The sequence below is a fragment of the Amycolatopsis sp. 195334CR genome (assembly GCF_017309385.1).
Classification (GTDB): Bacteria; Actinomycetota; Actinomycetes; order Mycobacteriales; family Pseudonocardiaceae; genus Amycolatopsis.
Map to the genome: position 1 here is coordinate 989,355 of NZ_JAFJMJ010000002.1, position 15,655 is coordinate 1,005,009.

At 70.3% G+C, this 15,655-nt stretch carries 15 protein-coding genes and 1 rRNA gene; 12 read left to right on the forward strand and 4 right to left on the reverse strand.

Annotated elements, in window-relative coordinates; translation table 11 throughout:
• Positions 1-189 precede the first annotated feature (189 nt).
• The gene (locus JYK18_RS27640; RefSeq protein ID WP_206806383.1) at positions 190-876 is read right to left on the reverse strand and encodes a DNA alkylation repair protein; all 687 of its coding nucleotides are present in this window, start codon (positions 874-876) and stop codon (positions 190-192) included.
• A 127-nt stretch (positions 877-1,003) separates the two neighbouring features.
• On the opposite strand from JYK18_RS27640, the gene JYK18_RS27645 reads away from it, so the two are divergent.
• The 8 genes from JYK18_RS27645 to argH all read left to right on the forward strand — a co-directional run bounded on the left by JYK18_RS27645 (position 1,004) and on the right by argH (position 9,205).
• Positions 1,004-1,474: a helix-turn-helix domain containing protein gene (locus JYK18_RS27645; protein ID WP_206806384.1), complete on the forward strand. Its 471-nt coding sequence runs from the start codon at positions 1,004-1,006 to the stop codon at positions 1,472-1,474.
• Positions 1,475-2,036: 562 nt separating this feature from the next.
• Entirely contained in the window at positions 2,037-3,065 is a 1,029-nt protein-coding gene (argC, locus tag JYK18_RS27650; RefSeq protein WP_206806385.1) for an N-acetyl-gamma-glutamyl-phosphate reductase, read from the forward strand.
• Positions 3,062-4,213: a bifunctional glutamate N-acetyltransferase/amino-acid acetyltransferase ArgJ gene (gene argJ / locus JYK18_RS27655; RefSeq protein WP_206806386.1), complete on the forward strand. Its 1,152-nt coding sequence runs from the start codon at positions 3,062-3,064 to the stop codon at positions 4,211-4,213. The genes argC and argJ overlap by 4 nt, the downstream gene beginning before the upstream one ends.
• Positions 4,210-5,130, forward strand: a complete 921-nt coding sequence (gene argB, locus JYK18_RS27660) for an acetylglutamate kinase (RefSeq protein WP_206806387.1) — start codon at positions 4,210-4,212, stop codon at positions 5,128-5,130. The genes argJ and argB overlap by 4 nt, the downstream gene beginning before the upstream one ends.
• Positions 5,127-6,320: an acetylornithine transaminase gene (locus tag JYK18_RS27665; protein ID WP_206806388.1), complete on the forward strand. Its 1,194-nt coding sequence runs from the start codon at positions 5,127-5,129 to the stop codon at positions 6,318-6,320. Before argB ends, JYK18_RS27665 begins: the two co-directional genes overlap by 4 nt.
• A gap of 6 nt (positions 6,321-6,326) precedes the next feature.
• Positions 6,327-7,256, forward strand: coding sequence for an ornithine carbamoyltransferase (argF, locus tag JYK18_RS27670; protein ID WP_206806389.1), 930 nt, complete (start codon positions 6,327-6,329; stop codon positions 7,254-7,256).
• Positions 7,253-7,747, forward strand: coding sequence for an arginine repressor (locus tag JYK18_RS27675; protein WP_153033737.1), 495 nt, complete (start codon positions 7,253-7,255; stop codon positions 7,745-7,747). The genes argF and JYK18_RS27675 overlap by 4 nt, the downstream gene beginning before the upstream one ends.
• Positions 7,748-7,789: 42 nt before the next feature.
• A complete protein-coding gene (gene argH / locus JYK18_RS27680) occupies positions 7,790-9,205 on the forward strand; it encodes an argininosuccinate lyase (RefSeq protein ID WP_206806390.1) in 1,416 nt (471 codons plus the stop codon).
• Here the strand turns inward: argH and JYK18_RS27685 are convergent.
• The 3 genes from JYK18_RS27685 to JYK18_RS27695 are packed head-to-tail and all read right to left on the reverse strand — an operon-like array spanning position 9,198 to position 10,973.
• Entirely contained in the window at positions 9,198-9,833 is a 636-nt protein-coding gene (locus tag JYK18_RS27685; protein ID WP_307796089.1) for a TetR family transcriptional regulator, read from the reverse strand. The genes argH and JYK18_RS27685 overlap by 8 nt on opposite strands.
• Positions 9,830-10,498, reverse strand: coding sequence for a DUF4166 domain-containing protein (locus JYK18_RS27690; RefSeq protein ID WP_206806392.1), 669 nt, complete (start codon positions 10,496-10,498; stop codon positions 9,830-9,832). Before JYK18_RS27690 ends, JYK18_RS27685 begins: the two co-directional genes overlap by 4 nt.
• Positions 10,467-10,973: an SRPBCC family protein gene (locus JYK18_RS27695; protein ID WP_206806393.1), complete on the reverse strand. Its 507-nt coding sequence runs from the start codon at positions 10,971-10,973 to the stop codon at positions 10,467-10,469. Before JYK18_RS27695 ends, JYK18_RS27690 begins: the two co-directional genes overlap by 32 nt.
• Positions 10,974-11,080: 107 nt before the next feature.
• Here JYK18_RS27695 and JYK18_RS27700 point away from each other — a divergent pair, with 107 nt between their 5' ends.
• The 4 genes from JYK18_RS27700 to JYK18_RS27715 all read left to right on the forward strand — a co-directional run bounded on the left by JYK18_RS27700 (position 11,081) and on the right by JYK18_RS27715 (position 15,508).
• The gene (locus JYK18_RS27700) at positions 11,081-11,692 is read left to right on the forward strand and encodes a VOC family protein (protein WP_206806394.1); all 612 of its coding nucleotides are present in this window, start codon (positions 11,081-11,083) and stop codon (positions 11,690-11,692) included.
• Positions 11,689-12,309 (forward strand): DNA-3-methyladenine glycosylase, encoded by a 621-nt coding sequence (locus tag JYK18_RS27705; RefSeq protein WP_206806395.1) that lies wholly within the window; start codon positions 11,689-11,691, stop codon positions 12,307-12,309. The genes JYK18_RS27700 and JYK18_RS27705 overlap by 4 nt, the downstream gene beginning before the upstream one ends.
• Positions 12,310-12,353: 44 nt before the next feature.
• Entirely contained in the window at positions 12,354-13,628 is a 1,275-nt protein-coding gene (gene tyrS, locus JYK18_RS27710; protein WP_206806396.1) for a tyrosine--tRNA ligase, read from the forward strand.
• 363 nt (positions 13,629-13,991) lie between these two features.
• Positions 13,992-15,508, forward strand: a 16S ribosomal RNA gene (locus JYK18_RS27715).
• Positions 15,509-15,655: the final 147 nt, after the last annotated feature.

Sequence of the window (15,655 nt, forward strand, 5' to 3'; positions counted from 1 at the left end):
GGCCTAGCGGTCGCTCAGCTTCCGGCGCACCAGCGGCAAGCAGGGCCCAGTGGCCGCACAGCTTCCCGCACCCCAATTGGGGAGCCGGGGGCCAAGCGGTCGTCAGCCTTCCGCGCTCCCGCGGGGAGCCGGGCCCAGCGGTCACTCGACTTCCCGCGCACCCCGCGGGAAGCCGGCCTCACCGGCTGTTCAGTTTTTCAGGTGCTTGAGCGCCTCCCTTCGCGACAGCGGGGAGAGGCCGCCGTGGTTCCCGGCGAAGGCCAGTACCCACTCCGGGTCGGTCTTCGCCAGTTCCCGCAGCGCCCAGCCGATCGCCTTGCGCAGGAAGAAGTCCGGCTCGTCGATGCTGGCCTCGATGGCCGTGGTGAGCAGCGCCGTGTCGGTGGCGGACTTCGCCCCGATCTGGCAGATGATCGAGGTGCGGCGGCGCCAGTGGTCCTCGTCCACGGCCCACCGCCGCAGGATCGGCTCCAGCACACCGGGTTCGGCTCGCAGCAGTGGCCCGACCCGGCGGATGGCCACCTCATCGACGTAGTCCCACCACGCCCCGGTGACGATCATCTCCTCGTACAGGTCGAGCAGGCCCGGTGACTGCCAGGACCGGTAGGCGCTGTGCCCGGTCAGATCGATGGCCAGGTAGCGCTCCTCGCGGTAGGTCGCTTCACGCCACAGTTGTAATGCGACCGCGGTGAACTCCGCGACGTCGGCGAGCGGGTGCGCGCGGAAGAGCCGGTTCGCCAGCTTCCGCCGGGCCGGGGTGGCCACCCCGCGGTAGGGCATCGCCGACTTCATGTACCGCTGCATCTGCGGTGCCTTCTCCGCGTCGGCCAGCTCGGCGAGCCCGGCCCTGGCGGCCGCCACGAGTTCTGCGCTCATCCCCCTCCTTCCCCTCGCCCGCCACTGTAAGCACCCCACCCGACAGTTTTCCGCCACCGCACCCCGCGACCACACGATTACCGCCGGTGTCCGGAAACTGTCGGACCCCGTGGCTAGCGTCCGGCGCATGACAGTTTCCGAACAGCACCGGACCGAGATCCGGACCGAAACCGCTACCTACACCGTCGAAGCCACCTCGTTGCCGGAGGCACGCGTGGCGGTGGACGTCAGTGCCGCCGGGCCGCAGGGCGAACCCGTCGCCGACGGCCACCTGGAACTCGACGCCGCCGCCGCGGCGACGCTGGCGAACGTGCTCGCCAAGGCCCTGCGCTCAGCGGGTGCCCTCGGCCGCACCGGTGCCCGAAGACCAGGCCCGCGCCCGGCCCACCAGGGCCAACCCTGGTCGCCGACGCTGGACGAGGACCTGGAACGCCGCTGGCTGGCAGGCGAGCCGGTCGAAGCCATCGCGGAGGCGTTCGGCCGCAGCCCGGGCAGCATCCGAGCCCGCCTCCCCAGGGTGGGCTGCGACCCGGAGGCCCCCGGCGCCTACCTGCCCGACCCACCGAGCCGCCGGGAGGTGACGGCCATGAACCCGTAACCCCGCGCGGGCTCCTGCCGCCCTCGGGTTCTCGGCGGCCCTGGAGACGGCGGCGATCGCCGGTCACTCGCGAAATCCGCGAGCCACCCCAAGGCGATCGTCGCCACTCCGGCTGCCCACACGGAGCCCGCCCCGGCCTCAGTCCGCCCACGGCTCGGCCCGCCCGCAGTCGGGCGCGGCTGCAGGTCGGCCCAGACACGGTCCAGCCCGGCCCGTGTCTGGCTGGCCGCAGTCAGATCGGCCACAGTCTCGCCCGGCCGCAGTCGAGCCCGGCTGCCGTCCGGCGCGCGGGCCACGGTCCGGCGCGGCCGTCGTCGTGCCCGTCCACAGCCCTGCGCGGCCGCGGTCGGGCCCGGCTGCCGTCCGGTGCGGGGCCACTGTCCGGCCCGCCCGCAGTCCGGCCTGCGCGAAGCCAGGTCCGGTCACAGTGCAGCCGGGTCACTGGCCAACCCACCGACCCACCGAAACTCGCGACCATAAAAGGAGGCCCACCCGGGTAACCACAACAAACCACTCCGACCCCAGTTTGTTTAGAATTGCGTCGGCGTGCATAATCATGCGTATGACGGTGAAGGCGGCGGTGGCCGGCGCCAGCGGGTACGCGGGGGGCGAACTCCTGCGCCTGCTGCTGGTCCATCCGGAGATCGAGATCGGGGCACTGACCGCGGCGAGCAGCGCGGGGGACCGGCTGGGCAAGCACCAGCCACACCTCGTGCCACTCGCCGACCGGGTGCTCGCCGAAACCACGGCGGACACCCTGGCCGGCCACGACGTGGTGTTCCTCGCCCTGCCCCACGGGCATTCCGGCGAGATCGCCGCGCGCCTCGGTGAGGAGGTGCTGGTGGTCGACCTCGGTGCCGACCACCGGCTCCGCGACGCCTCGGACTGGCAGCGCTGGTACGGCGGCGAGCACGCGGGCACCTGGCCCTACGGCCTGCCCGAACTGCCCGGCGCCAGGGAAAAGCTGTACGGCACCAAGCGAATCGCCGTCCCCGGCTGCTTCCCGACCGGCGGCTCGCTGGCGCTCGCGCCCGCGTTCGCCGCGGGACTGGTCGAGCCGGAGGCCCACTTCGTCTCGGTGACCGGCACCTCCGGCGCGGGCAAGAGCCTCAAGCCGCACCTGCTCGGCTCCGAGGTGATGGGCTCGGCCAGCGCGTACGGCGTCGGCGGGGCGCACCGCCACACCCCGGAGTTCGCGCAGAACCTCGGCCTGGTGGCGGGCGAGCGCGTGACCGTCTCGTTCACCCCGGTCCTGGCACCGATGCCACGCGGCATCCTGACCACCGCCAGCGCGCCACTGCGCGCCGACACCGACCCCGACGCGATCCGGGCCGAGTACGAGAAGGCCTACCACGACGAGCCGTTCGTCCACCTGCTCCCCGAGGGCAGCTGGCCGAGCACCGCCGCGGTGCTGGGCTCGAACGCGGTCCAGCTGCAGGTGACCGTGGACGCCGACGCCCGGCGCCTGGTGGTCATCGCGGCACTGGACAACCTGACCAAGGGCACCGCCGGCGGTGCCGTGCAGTCGGCCAACCTGGCCCTCGGCTTCGACGAGGCCACCGGACTTTCCACCGTGGGAGTAGCACCATGACGATCACCGCTCCGCAGGGCTTCCGCGCCTCGGGGGTGACCGCGGGCCTCAAGCCCAGCGGTAAACCCGACGTCGCCCTCGTGCTCAACGAGGGCCCGTCCGACGTGGCCGCGGCCGTGTTCACCACGAACCGCTGCAAGGCCAACCCGGTGCTGTGGAGCGAGCGCGTGCTCGACGACGGCCGCGCCCGCGCGGTCGTGCTGAACTCCGGCGGCGCCAACTGCTACACCGGCCCGGAGGGCTTCCAGAACACGCACAGCGCCGCCGAGCAGGTCGCCGCCCGCCTGGACCTCGGTGCCATCGAGGTGGTCGTCTGCTCCACCGGCCTGATCGGCGAGCAGCTGCAGGCGGACAAGCTGCGCACCGGCATCGACGCCGCCGTCGACGCGCTGTCGGCCGACGGCGGGCCCGCCGCGGCCGAGGCGATCATGACCACCGACACCCGCGCCAAGGAGGCCGTGCGCCAGGGCAACGGCTTCACCATCGGCGGCATCGCCAAGGGCGCGGGCATGCTCGCCCCGGCGCTGGCCACCATGCTCGTGGTGCTCACCACCGACGCCGACGTGGATTCGGCCACCGCCGACGCCGCGCTGCGCGAAGCCACCCGCCTCACCTTCGACCGGCTCGACTCCGACGGCTGCATGTCCACCAACGACACGGTGGTCCTGCTCTGCAGCGGTTCGTCCGGGGTGAAGCCGGGCCCGAACGAGTTCGGCGAGCTCCTCCGCGACCTCTGCCACGACCTGGCCCAGCAGCTGCTCGGCGACGCCGAGGGCGCCGACCACGACATCGCCATCGAGGTGGTGAACGCGGCCACCGAGCAGGACGCGGTGGACGTCGGCCGGGCCATCGCGCGCAGCAACCTGTTCAAGACCGCGGTCTTCGGCAAGGACCCGAACTGGGGCCGCATCCTGGCCTCGGTCGGCACCACCGAGGCGGTGTTCGAACCGGACCGGCTGGACGTGGCGTTCAACGGCGTCTGGGTCTGCCGCAACGGCGAACCGGGCGAACCACGCGACAAGGTGGACCTGAACCCGCGCGAGGTCACCGTGACCGTCGACCTCAAGGCGGGCGTGGCCGCGGCCACCATCTGGACGAACGACCTCACGCACGCCTACGTGCACGAGAACTCGGCGTACTCGACGTGACCCCGTCCGAATCGGTGATCAGCGCCGACGAACGCCTGGCCACCGCCGCCGAGAAGGCGGGCGTGCTGGTCGAGGCCCTGCCGTGGCTGCAGCGCTTCCACGGTGCCACCGTCGTGGTCAAGTACGGCGGCAACGCGATGATCGACGACGAGCTCAAGCGCGCCTTCGCCGAGGACATGGTGTTCCTCCGGCTGGCCGGGCTGCGCCCGGTGGTGGTGCACGGCGGCGGCCCGCAGATCAGCGCCATGCTCGGCCGCCTCGGCATCGAGGGCGAGTTCAAGGGCGGCCTCCGGGTGACCACCCCGGAGACCATGGACATCGTGCGCATGGTGCTGGTCGGCCAGGTCAGCCGCGAGCTGGTCGGGCTGATCAACGCGCACGGCCCGTACGCGGTCGGCATCTCCGGCGAGGACGCGCGGCTGTTCACCGCCGAGCGCAAGCAGGCGACGGTGAACGGCGAGGCGGTGGACATCGGCCTGGTCGGCGAGGTGGCCTCGGTCAACCCGGACGCGGTGCTCGACATCGTCAACGCCGGCCGCATCCCGGTGGTCTCCACCGTCGCCCCGGACGTGGACGGCGTGGTGCACAACGTCAACGCCGACACCGCGGCCGGCGCGCTCGCCGCCGCGCTCGGCGCGGAGAAGCTGGTGGTGCTCACCGACGTCGAGGGCCTCTACGCGAACTGGCCCGACCGGTCCTCCCTGGTGGATCGGATCCGGGTGGACCGGCTGGAGCAGCTGCTGCCCGGCCTGGCCAGCGGCATGATCCCGAAGATGGAGGCCTGCGTCCGCGCGATCCGCGGTGGCGTCCGGCGCGCGCACGTGATCGACGGGCGCCTCGCGCATTCGGTGCTGCTGGAAGTCTTCACCAGCCAGGGGATCGGCACCATGGTACTGCGGGAAGGAGAGCCGGAATGACCATCCAGTCCAATGAGGACGGTCAGCAGCGCTGGCGCTCCGCGCTGATGGACAACTACGGCACGCCGAAGCTCACGCTGGTGCGCGGCGAGGGGGCCACGGTGTGGGACGCCGACGGGAAGTCCTATGTGGACCTTCTTGGCGGGATCGCGGTGAACGCGCTGGGCCACGCCCACCCGGCGGTGGTCGAGGCGGTGAGCGCGCAGGTCAAGCTGCTCGGCCACACCTCGAACCTCTACGTCAACCCGGTCACCGTGGAACTGGCCGAGGCCCTGCTCGACGTGGCCGGGCTGCGCGGCGACGGCAAGGTGCTGTTCGTGAACTCGGGCGCGGAGGCCAACGAGGCCGCGCTCAAGATCAGCAGGCGCACCGGCCGCACCAAGGTGATCGCCTGCGAGGGCGCCTTCCACGGCCGCACCATGGGCGCGCTCTCGCTCACCGGCCAGCCCGCCAAGCGGGACCCGTTCGTGCCGCTGGTACCGGGCGTCGAGCACATCCCGTTCGGTGACGTCGAGGCGCTGCGTGCCGCGGTGGACACCGAAACCGCCGCCGTGTTCCTCGAACCGATCCTCGGCGAGGGCGGCGTGGTGCCCGCACCCGACGGCTACCTGCGCGCGGCGCGGGAGATCACCCGCGAGGCGGGCGCGCTGCTCGTGCTCGACGAGGTGCAGACCGGCATCGGCCGCACCGGCGCGTGGTTCGCCCACCAGCACGACGGCGTGGTGCCGGACGTGATCACCCTGGCCAAGGGCCTCGGCGGCGGCCTGCCGCTGGGCGCGGTGATCGGCGTCGGCGCGGCGGCCGACCTGTTCGGCCCCGGCCACCACGGCACCACCTTCGGCGGCAATCCGGTGGCCTGCGCGGCCGGGCTCGCGGTGCTGCGCACCATCGCCGCCGAGGGGCTGAACGAGCACGTCGCCGCACTCGGCAAGGACATCGCCGCCGGTGTGGACCAGCTCGGCCACCCCCTGGTGACCGGCGTCCGAGGGCAGGGCCTGCTGCTCGGCATCACGCTGGCCGAACCGGCGTCGGCGGCGGTCGCCCAGGCCGCCCAGGACGCCGGTTACCTGGTCAACCCCATCCAGCCCGACACCGTCCGACTGGCTCCCCCGCTGACCCTGAGCGCGGAGGAGGCGGCCGGTTTCCTGGCCGCGCTGCCCGCCGCGCTCGGCACCACCACCCAGGACTGAACAACCATGCCAAGGCACTTCCTCCGGGACGACGACCTCACCCCCGACGAGCAGCTCACCGTGCTCGACCTGGCCGACCGGCTCAAGGCCGAGCCGCTCAGCTCTCGCGCGCTGGAGGGCAAGTCGGTCGCGGCCATCTTCGAGAAGAACTCGACGCGCACCCGGCTCTCCTTCGACGTCGGCATCGCCCAGCTCGGCGGGCACCCGGTGATCGTGGACGGCCGGTCCATGCAGCTCGGCCGCGAGGAGACCATCGAGGACACCTCCCGCGTGCTCTCGCGCTACGTCGACGCCGTGGTCTGGCGGACCTTCGCGCAGAAGCGCATGGACGCGATGGCCTCGGTCTCCTCGGTCCCGGTGATCAACGCGCTGACCGACGAGTTCCACCCCTGCCAGGTGCTCACCGACCTGCAGACCATCCGCGAGCGCAAGGGGAAGCTGTCCGGGCTGAACCTGGTCTACCTCGGTGACGGCGCCAACAACATGGCGCATTCGCTGCTGCTCGGCGGCACCACCGCCGGGATGAACGTGCGCGTGGTCTCGCCCGAGGGCTTCCAGCCGGACCAGCAGGTCATGCTGGACGCCAAGCACCGCGCCAGCGACACCGGCGGCAGCGCCACGGTGTTCACCGATCCGCACGCCGCGGTCGACGGCGCCGACGTGCTGGTCACCGACACCTGGACCTCGATGGGCCAGGAGAACGACGGGCTGGACCGGGTCGGCCCGTTCCGCTCGCTCCAGGTCAACGCGGCGCTGCTGGAGCGGGCCGCGCCGGAGGCGATCGTGCTGCACTGCCTGCCCGCCCACCGCGGCTGGGAGATCACCGACGAGGTGCTCGACGGCCCGGCCAGCGCGGTGTGGGACGAGGCGGAGAACCGGCTGCACGCGCAGAAGGCGCTGCTGGTCTGGCTGCTCGAAAACGAGCGACGCCGATGAGCAGGGCGGCCCGGCAGGCCAGGATCATCGAACTGGTGTCCACGATGGCCATCCGCAGCCAGACGGAACTGGCCAAGCTGCTGGCCGCCGAGGGCACCGAGGTCACCCAGGCCACGCTGTCCCGCGATCTCGACGAGCTGGGCGCGGTCAAGCTGCGCGGCGCCGATTCGGGCGCGCCGGTCTACGTGATCCCGGAGGACGGCAGCCCGGTCCGCGGCGTGCAGGGCGGCACGGCCAGGCTGGCCAAGCTGCTCGCCGAGCTGATGGTCTCGGTGGACGCCTCGGGCAACCTGATGGTCCTGCGCACCCCGCCGGGCGCCGCGCAGTTCCTGGCCAGCGCGATCGACCGGGCCGCGCTGGAGGAGGTGGTCGGCTCGATCGCCGGTGACGACACGGTGGCGGTGATCGCGCGCGAGCCGCTGACCGGCAAGGGCCTGGCGGAGAAGTTCGCCGAGCTGGCGGACCGCTCGTCCACTTCGGACGGTGAGTAGGGTGCGCGGCGAAGCAAACCAGCGACGGGAGAGTGTGAGCGAGTGAGCGGGAAAGAGCAGCCGGTCCAGCTGTGGGGCGGCAGGTTCGCCAGCGGACCGGCCGAGGCCATGGCGGCGTTGAGCCTGTCGACGCACTTCGACTGGCGGCTGGCGCCCTACGACATCGCGGGTTCGCGGGCGCACGCCAGGGTCCTGCGCACGGCCGGGCTGCTCACCGAGGAAGAGCTGACCGGCATGCTGGCCGCGCTGGACACCCTCGCCGAGGACGTGGCCTCGGGCGCGTTCACCCCGGAGATCGCCGACGAGGACGTGCACACCGCGCTCGAACGCGGCCTGCTGGAGCGCGCGGGCGCCGAACTGGGCGGCAAGCTGCGGGCCGGCCGGTCGCGCAACGACCAGGTCGCCACGCTGTTCCGGATGTACCTGCGTGACGCCGCGCGCCGGATGGTGGCCGGCACGCTGGACGTGGTCGAGGCGCTGGTGTCGCAGGCCGAGCGCAACGCCGACGCGATCCTGCCCGGCCGCACGCACCTGCAGCACGCCCAGCCGGTGCTGCTCGCGCACCACCTCCAGGCCCACGCGCACGCGCTGCTGCGTGACATCGGCCGCCTGCGGGGCTGGGACGCGCGCACCGCCGAGTCGCCGTACGGTTCCGGCGCGCTCGCCGGTTCCTCGCTGGGGCTCGACCCGGAGGCCGTGGCCGCGGAGCTGGGCTTCGACACCTCGGTGGAGAACTCGATCGACGGCACCGCCTCGCGGGACTTCGCCGCCGAGTTCGCCTTCGCGCTGGCCATGCTGGGCGTGAACCTGTCCAGGATCGCCGAAGAGGTGATCATCTGGAACACCGCCGAATTCGGCTACGTGACCCTCGACGACGCCTGGGCCACCGGCAGTTCGATCATGCCGCAGAAGAAGAACCCGGACGTGGCCGAGCTGACCCGCGGCAAGTCCGGCAGGCTGATCGGCAACCTGACCGGCCTGCTGGCCACGCTCAAGGCGCAGCCGCTGGCCTACAACCGGGACCTGCAGGAGGACAAGGAACCGGTGTTCGACTCGGTCGAGCAGCTGGACCTGCTGTTCCCGGCGCTCGCGGGCATGCTCGGCACGCTCACCTTCCACACCGACCGCCTCGCCGAACTCGCGCCGGCCGGCTTCACCCTGGCCACCGACATCGCGGAATGGCTGGTGCGCCAGGGCGTTCCGTTCCGCGTGGCGCACGAGGCCGCGGGGGAGTGCGTGCGCGTGGCCGAGGGCAGGGGAGCCGGGCTCGAGGACCTGACCGACGACGAACTGGCCAAGATCCACCCCACGCTCACCCCGCGGGTGCGCGAGGTGCTGACCATCGAGGGCTCGGTCGCGTCACGCGACGCGCGCGGCGGCACCGCGCCGGTGCGGGTCGCCGAGCAGCGTGAGCGCCTGGTCCACCGGATCGGCGAACTGCGCGACTGGCTCAAGTAGCGCGAGACTTCGCCGCCGACCGGAGTTTCGCCCGCAGCGCCTTCGTGGCCACCGGGCCGAGGCTCTCCAGCACGTCGGCCAGCGCGGCGAGCTGGGCGAGCGCACCGAGCGCCTGCTCGCCGCCCTCGGCGTCGACCGCTTCGAACAGGGTGAGCCCCAGGAAACCGGCCGAGGTCGCCCGCGCGAGCCCGGCCGGATCGGTGAACTCGGTCAGCGGGGAACCGGAGAGCACGCGCATCAGCGTGCTCTCCACCTCGGTGGTCCACTTGCCCAGCGCTTCCCTGGTCGCCTCGGCGAGCCGTCCGCCGCCCTGCGCGCCGGCGAGCGTCTGCGCCAGTACGGCGAGATTGCCCTCGGCACGCTCGGCCTCGTGGATCTCGCGGCCGAGTGCGAGCAGTTCGGCCAGCGAGCGCACCTCGGCGAACCGGGGGCGGTGGGCGGCCACGCGGACTTCGGTGGTCTGCACGCAGGTCTGCGCGATCAGTTCTTCCAGGTTGCCGAAGTGGTAGAAGATCAGCGCCTGGTTGGCCCCGGCGGCGGCCGCCACCGAGCGCGCGGAGACCGCCGTGATGCCCTGCTCGCGGATCACCGCGAGCACCCCGTCGATCAGCCGCTGTTTGGTGTTCACCACAACACCTTCTCGCGCAGGGGTTTCACCGCGCCGCTCACCCCCGGTTCGACGAACGAGGCGGCGAACCGGCCGTGGTAGCCGAACACCGGGCCGAACCGCGGGTTGGTCACCTCGACCTGGATCCGGAACTGCCCGATCTCCTCGTCGAACCACTCGTCCACGGTGGCGGTGCCGCTGACCCGCGCCGGCAGCACCGTGCGCAGGGGCCCTTCCCGCAACCGGAACTCGCCAGAGCTGATCCGGAAACCGCCGTCCTCCCGCACCTTCAGCCGCAGCTCGGTGGCCACGTGCTGGTGCGTGCCGAGGTAGTCCACGATCCGGCCGCAGGTCGGGTCGAACACCATCTGCGCGTCGAACCGCCGTCGTTTCCCCGGCAGGTCGAAGGTGCGCACGAACGAGATCGTCTCGCGCCCGAACGAGTCGACGTACGGGTAGTTCTCGATGGTGAACGGCACGTTCTCGCCCTGCTCGGGGAACAGGATGTGCCGCGTGGTGCCGAGCCGGAGGAACGGGGCGGTGTAGACCGGGCCGCGCCAGATCCGGTCCATCACGCCGTGGCCGAGCATGCCGATCCCGGTCGCCGTGCCGAGGTTGAGCCGCTGGCGCACCCTCGGGTGCAGGCGGGCGAAGTCAGTACCGAAAGCTCGTTCGAAGATGGTCAAGGCCGCTCCTCTGCTGTTCGGGTTCGATGCCGTCCTCGAGCCACCGGCGGAGCCGGTCGAAGGACAACGCGGTGAGCCGGGCGAAGACCGGCCGGAACACCCGGTCGGCCGCGCGGCCGAGGGCGCCCCAGCGGGTCGTGTAGTCGAACCCGGTGGCGAAGGCGACGCCGTCGGGTCCCGGGGCGTACCGCCAGTAGCCCGACCCCTGCCGGATCAGGGAGAGCGGGTCGGCCGAGCGGAACCGCAGCGCCGAGGTGCGGCCGCCGTCCGGGCGGTGGCGTTCGCCGGCGTGCGTGCCGAGCCCGGTCACCCGCACGCCGAGGAACTGGCTCGTGTACCGGAACCGGCCGGGTTCCAGCGGTTCGATCTCGGCGAACCGCAGGTCCCACCGCTGGTGCAGCGCCGGGTCCTGGGTGTGCGCCCACACCGTGGCCAACTCGGCCCTGATCAGCGTCTTCACCTGGATCGGAGCCATTGCCCCTCCTCGTCTTGAGCGAGTGCTCAACTCACCGTAGCGCGAGTTGAGCGGTTGCTCAAAACAGCTCCTGGTTAAGATTTTCCCGACGGCATGAGGGGAGAGCGGTGCTGGATCACCTGGTCTACGCGACACCGGACCTGGACCGGACGGTCGAGGAACTGGCCGGACGGGGAATCGCGCTGAGTCCCGGCGGGCCGCACCCCGGGCTCGGCACGCGCAACCACCTCGCCGCGCTCGGCGAGAACGCGTTCCTGGAGGTCATCGGCCCGGATCCGGAGCAACCCGATCCGGCGACCCCGCGCCCGTTCGGCGTCGACGAACTCACCGGGCCCAAGCTGGTGACCTGGGCGATTCAGGTGCCGGACCTCGACGCCGCGCTCGATCGCGCGCGTGCCGCCGGGCACGAACCGGGTGACGCCGTCCCGATGTCGCGCCGCCGCCCCGACGGGGTGCTGCTGTCCTGGCGGCTCGCGTTCCCGCCGGACAACGAGGGCGGGCTGGCCCCGTTCGTGATCGGCTGGGGTGACACTCCGCATCCGTCGCGCACCGCCGCGACCGGCACGACCCTGGTGTCGTTGCGCGGGGAGCACCCCGATCCGGCTCGCCTCGGCCGCGTGCTCGCCGCGCTGGGTGCGGAACTCGACGTGACCGAGGCCGCCGCGCCGGCGCTCGTCGCCGAACTGGGCACCGCGTCGGGCACGGTGGTGCTGCGGTGACGGGACGGCTGGTCACCGCGGACGAACTGGCCATCGACCCGGTGGTCGCGGCACCCTTCCTGCTGGGCTGCGAACTGGAGGCCGACGGTCCCGACGGCACGGTCCGGGTGCGCCTGGTCGAGGTCGAGGCATACCGCGGGCACGACGATCCCGCGTCGCACTGCTACCGCGGCCGGACCCCGCGCAACGATGTGATGTGGGGTCCGGCGGGTCACCTGTACGTGTACTTCGTCTACGGCATGCACTTCTGCGCGAACGTGGTGTGCGGGGTCGACGGCGTGCCGGGCGCGGTGCTGCTGCGCGCGGCCGAGGTGGTCGAGGGCGCCGACGTGGTCCGCGCCCGCCGTCCGAAGGCGCGTTCGGCCGCGGTGGCGAACGGCCCGGCCATCCTGACGTCGGCTCTGGGCCTCGACCGCGCGCACAACGGCGCGGATCTGCTCGACCCGGACTCGCCGGTCCGGCTGCTGCCCGGGGAGCGCGTTGCCACCAGCGAGATCCGCACCGGCCCGCGGGTCGGCGTGGCCGCCGCGATGGACACGCCGTGGCGGTTCTGGGTGGACGGTTCACCCGCGGTGTCGACCTACCGGCGGGGCGGCCGGGTGCGGCCGGGGCGGTGAGCCCGCCCGGAAACCGATTGCGCTGGTGAGGGATCATTCAGTGCGTGAGTGAGCACATCCTTGACGAACTGTCCTGGCGCGGCCTGATCGCGCAGTCCACCGACGTCGACGCCCTGCGGCGAGACCTGGACCAGGGACCGCTCACGCTCTATTGCGGCTTCGACCCGACCGCGCCCAGCCTGCACGCGGGCAACCTGGTCCCGCTGCTGATGCTGAGCCGGTTCCAGCGCGCCGGGCACCGGCCGATCGTGCTGGCCGGCGGCGCGACCGGGATGATCGGTGATCCGCGCGACACCGGTGAGCGCACGCTGAACACGCTCGACGTGGTCGGCGAGTGGGCGGGCCGGATCCGCGGTCAGCTCGAGCGGTTCGTGGACTTCGACGACTCGCCGACCGGCGCGGTGGTGGCCAACAACCTGGACTGGACCGGGCCGCAGTCGGTGCTGGAGTTCCTGCGCGACGTCGGCAAGCACTTCCCGGTCAACACCATGCTGAACCGGGAGACGGTGAAGCGGCGGCTGGAGACCGACGGCATGTCCTACACCGAGTTCAGCTACCTGCTGCTGCAGTCGCAGGACTACCTGCACCTCAACCGCGAGTACGGCTGCACGCTGCAGGTCGGCGGCTCGGACCAGTGGGGCAACCTGGTCGGCGGGGTGGACCTGATCCGGCGGGTGGACGGCAAGAGCGTGCACGCGCTGACCGCGCCGCTGGTGACCGACGCCGAGGGCCGCAAGTTCGGCAAGTCCACCGGCGGCGGCAACCTGTGGCTGGACCCGGAGATGACCTCGCCGTACGCGTGGTTCCAGTACTTCGTCAACGTCGGGGACGCCGACGTGATCCGGTACCTGCGGATGTTCACCTTCCTGACCGCCGAGGAGATCGCGGCGCTGGCCGAGGACACCGAGCAACGGCCGCACCTGCGTGCCGCGCAGAAGCGGCTGGCCGAGGAGTTCACCACGCTGGTGCACGGCGCTGGGCAGACCCGGCAGGTCATCGCGGCCAGCCAGGCGCTGTTCGGCCGTGGTGAGCTGGCCGAGCTGGAGGCGTCCACGCTGGACGCGGCGATGGCCGAGGTGCCCAGCGGCGAGGTGAAGCTGTCCGACGAGCCGACCATCGTCGAGCTGCTGCTGGCCGGCGGGCTGGTGGACAGCAAGGGCGCCGCGCGCCGCACGGTGAAGGAGGGCGGCGCGTACGTGAACAACGCGAAGGTCACCGACGAGGAGTGGAAGCCGTCGGCCGGCGATCTGCTGCACGGGCGGTGGCTGGTCGTGCGCCGGGGCAAGCGCAACATCGCGGGCGTCGCGGCGGCGCACTGAGCGCCCGGGCCGGAATCAGGGGCTTGACCAGCCGTTTCCCCGTTAAGGGACCCCCCCTGATTCCGGCCCGGAACGGCCGTGTAATGTTCTCTTCGTCGCCAGGGAGACCGGGCGGCCGCCGGGAACACGAACCAAGCTCCCACCTCGTGTGGTAGAGTGGGTGGTCCCAAATCCGGAGTAGTAGTTGCCCCCACTGAATCCGAGTGGTTCGACGTTGGGTACACTGCTCCGGGGCCAAAAACCTCGTAGTGTGTTGCTTGAGAACTCAACAGTGTGCTAGTGAACTAAGCCAGTAGAGCTTATATTGAAACCCCCTCGTCGGGGTTTCCTTTGAGATAACTAGAATAGTCTAGATCAAATTCATTGTTGGAGAGTTTGATCCTGGCTCAGGACGAACGCTGGCGGCGTGCTTAACACATGCAAGTCGAACGATGAAGCCCTTCGGGGTGGATTAGTGGCGAACGGGTGAGTAACACGTGGGTAATCTGCCCTGTACTTTGGGATAAGCCCTGGAAACGGGGTCTAATACCGGATATGACTGCGCATCGCATGGTGTGTGGTGGAAAGCTCCGGCGGTATGGGATGAACCCGCGGCCTATCAGCTTGTTGGTGGGGTAATGGCCCACCAAGGCGACGACGGGTAGCCGGCCTGAGAGGGCGACCGGCCACACTGGGACTGAGACACGGCCCAGACTCCTACGGGAGGCAGCAGTGGGGAATATTGCACAATGGGCGCAAGCCTGATGCAGCGACGCCGCGTGAGGGATGACGGCCTTCGGGTTGTAAACCTCTTTCGACAGGGACGAAGGGTGACTGACGGTACCTGTAGAAGAAGCACCGGCTAACTACGTGCCAGCAGCCGCGGTAATACGTAGGGTGCGAGCGTTGTCCGGAATTATTGGGCGTAAAGAGCTCGTAGGCGGTTTGTCGCGTCGGCCGTGAAAACTGGAGGCTTAACCTTCAGCTTGCGGTCGATACGGGCAGACTTGAGTTCGGTAGGGGAGACTGGAATTCCTGGTGTAGCGGTGAAATGCGCAGATATCAGGAGGAACACCGGTGGCGAAGGCGGGTCTCTGGGCCGATACTGACGCTGAGGAGCGAAAGCGTGGGGAGCGAACAGGATTAGATACCCTGGTAGTCCACGCTGTAAACGTTGGGCGCTAGGTGTGGGCGACATTCCACGTTGTCCGTGCCGTAGCTAACGCATTAAGCGCCCCGCCTGGGGAGTACGGCCGCAAGGCTAAAACTCAAAGGAATTGACGGGGGCCCGCACAAGCGGCGGAGCATGTGGATTAATTCGATGCAACGCGAAGAACCTTACCTGGGCTTGACATGCGCCAGACATCCCTAGAGATAGGGCTTCCCTTGTGGTTGGTGTACAGGTGGTGCATGGCTGTCGTCAGCTCGTGTCGTGAGATGTTGGGTTAAGTCCCGCAACGAGCGCAACCCTTATCCTATGTTGCCAGCGGTTCGGCCGGGGACTCGTGGGAGACTGCCGGGGTCAACTCGGAGGAAGGTGGGGATGACGTCAAGTCATCATGCCCCTTATGTCCAGGGCTTCACACATGCTACAATGGCTGGTACAGAGGGCTGCGATACCGTGAGGTGGAGCGAATCCCTTAAAGCCGGTCTCAGTTCGGATCGCAGTCTGCAACTCGACTGCGTGAAGTCGGAGTCGCTAGTAATCGCAGATCAGCAACGCTGCGGTGAATACGTTCCCGGGCCTTGTACACACCGCCCGTCACGTCATGAAAGTCGGTAACACCCGAAGCCCATGGCCCAACCCTTCGGGGAGGGAGTGGTCGAAGGTGGGACTGGCGATTGGGACGAAGTCGTAACAAGGTAGCCGTACCGGAAGGTGCGGCTGGATCACCTCCTTTCTAAGGAGCAACACATCCCGGCCCATCGTGGTTGGGAGTGGCCAGGGTGTAAGTGCCGTACGTGTACTTGCCTTGGTTGCTCAAGGAATTGTGGAACTACTGGTTATGGTCGATGGCTGGGTGCCGGCGATGGTTAGTACTGCTCTT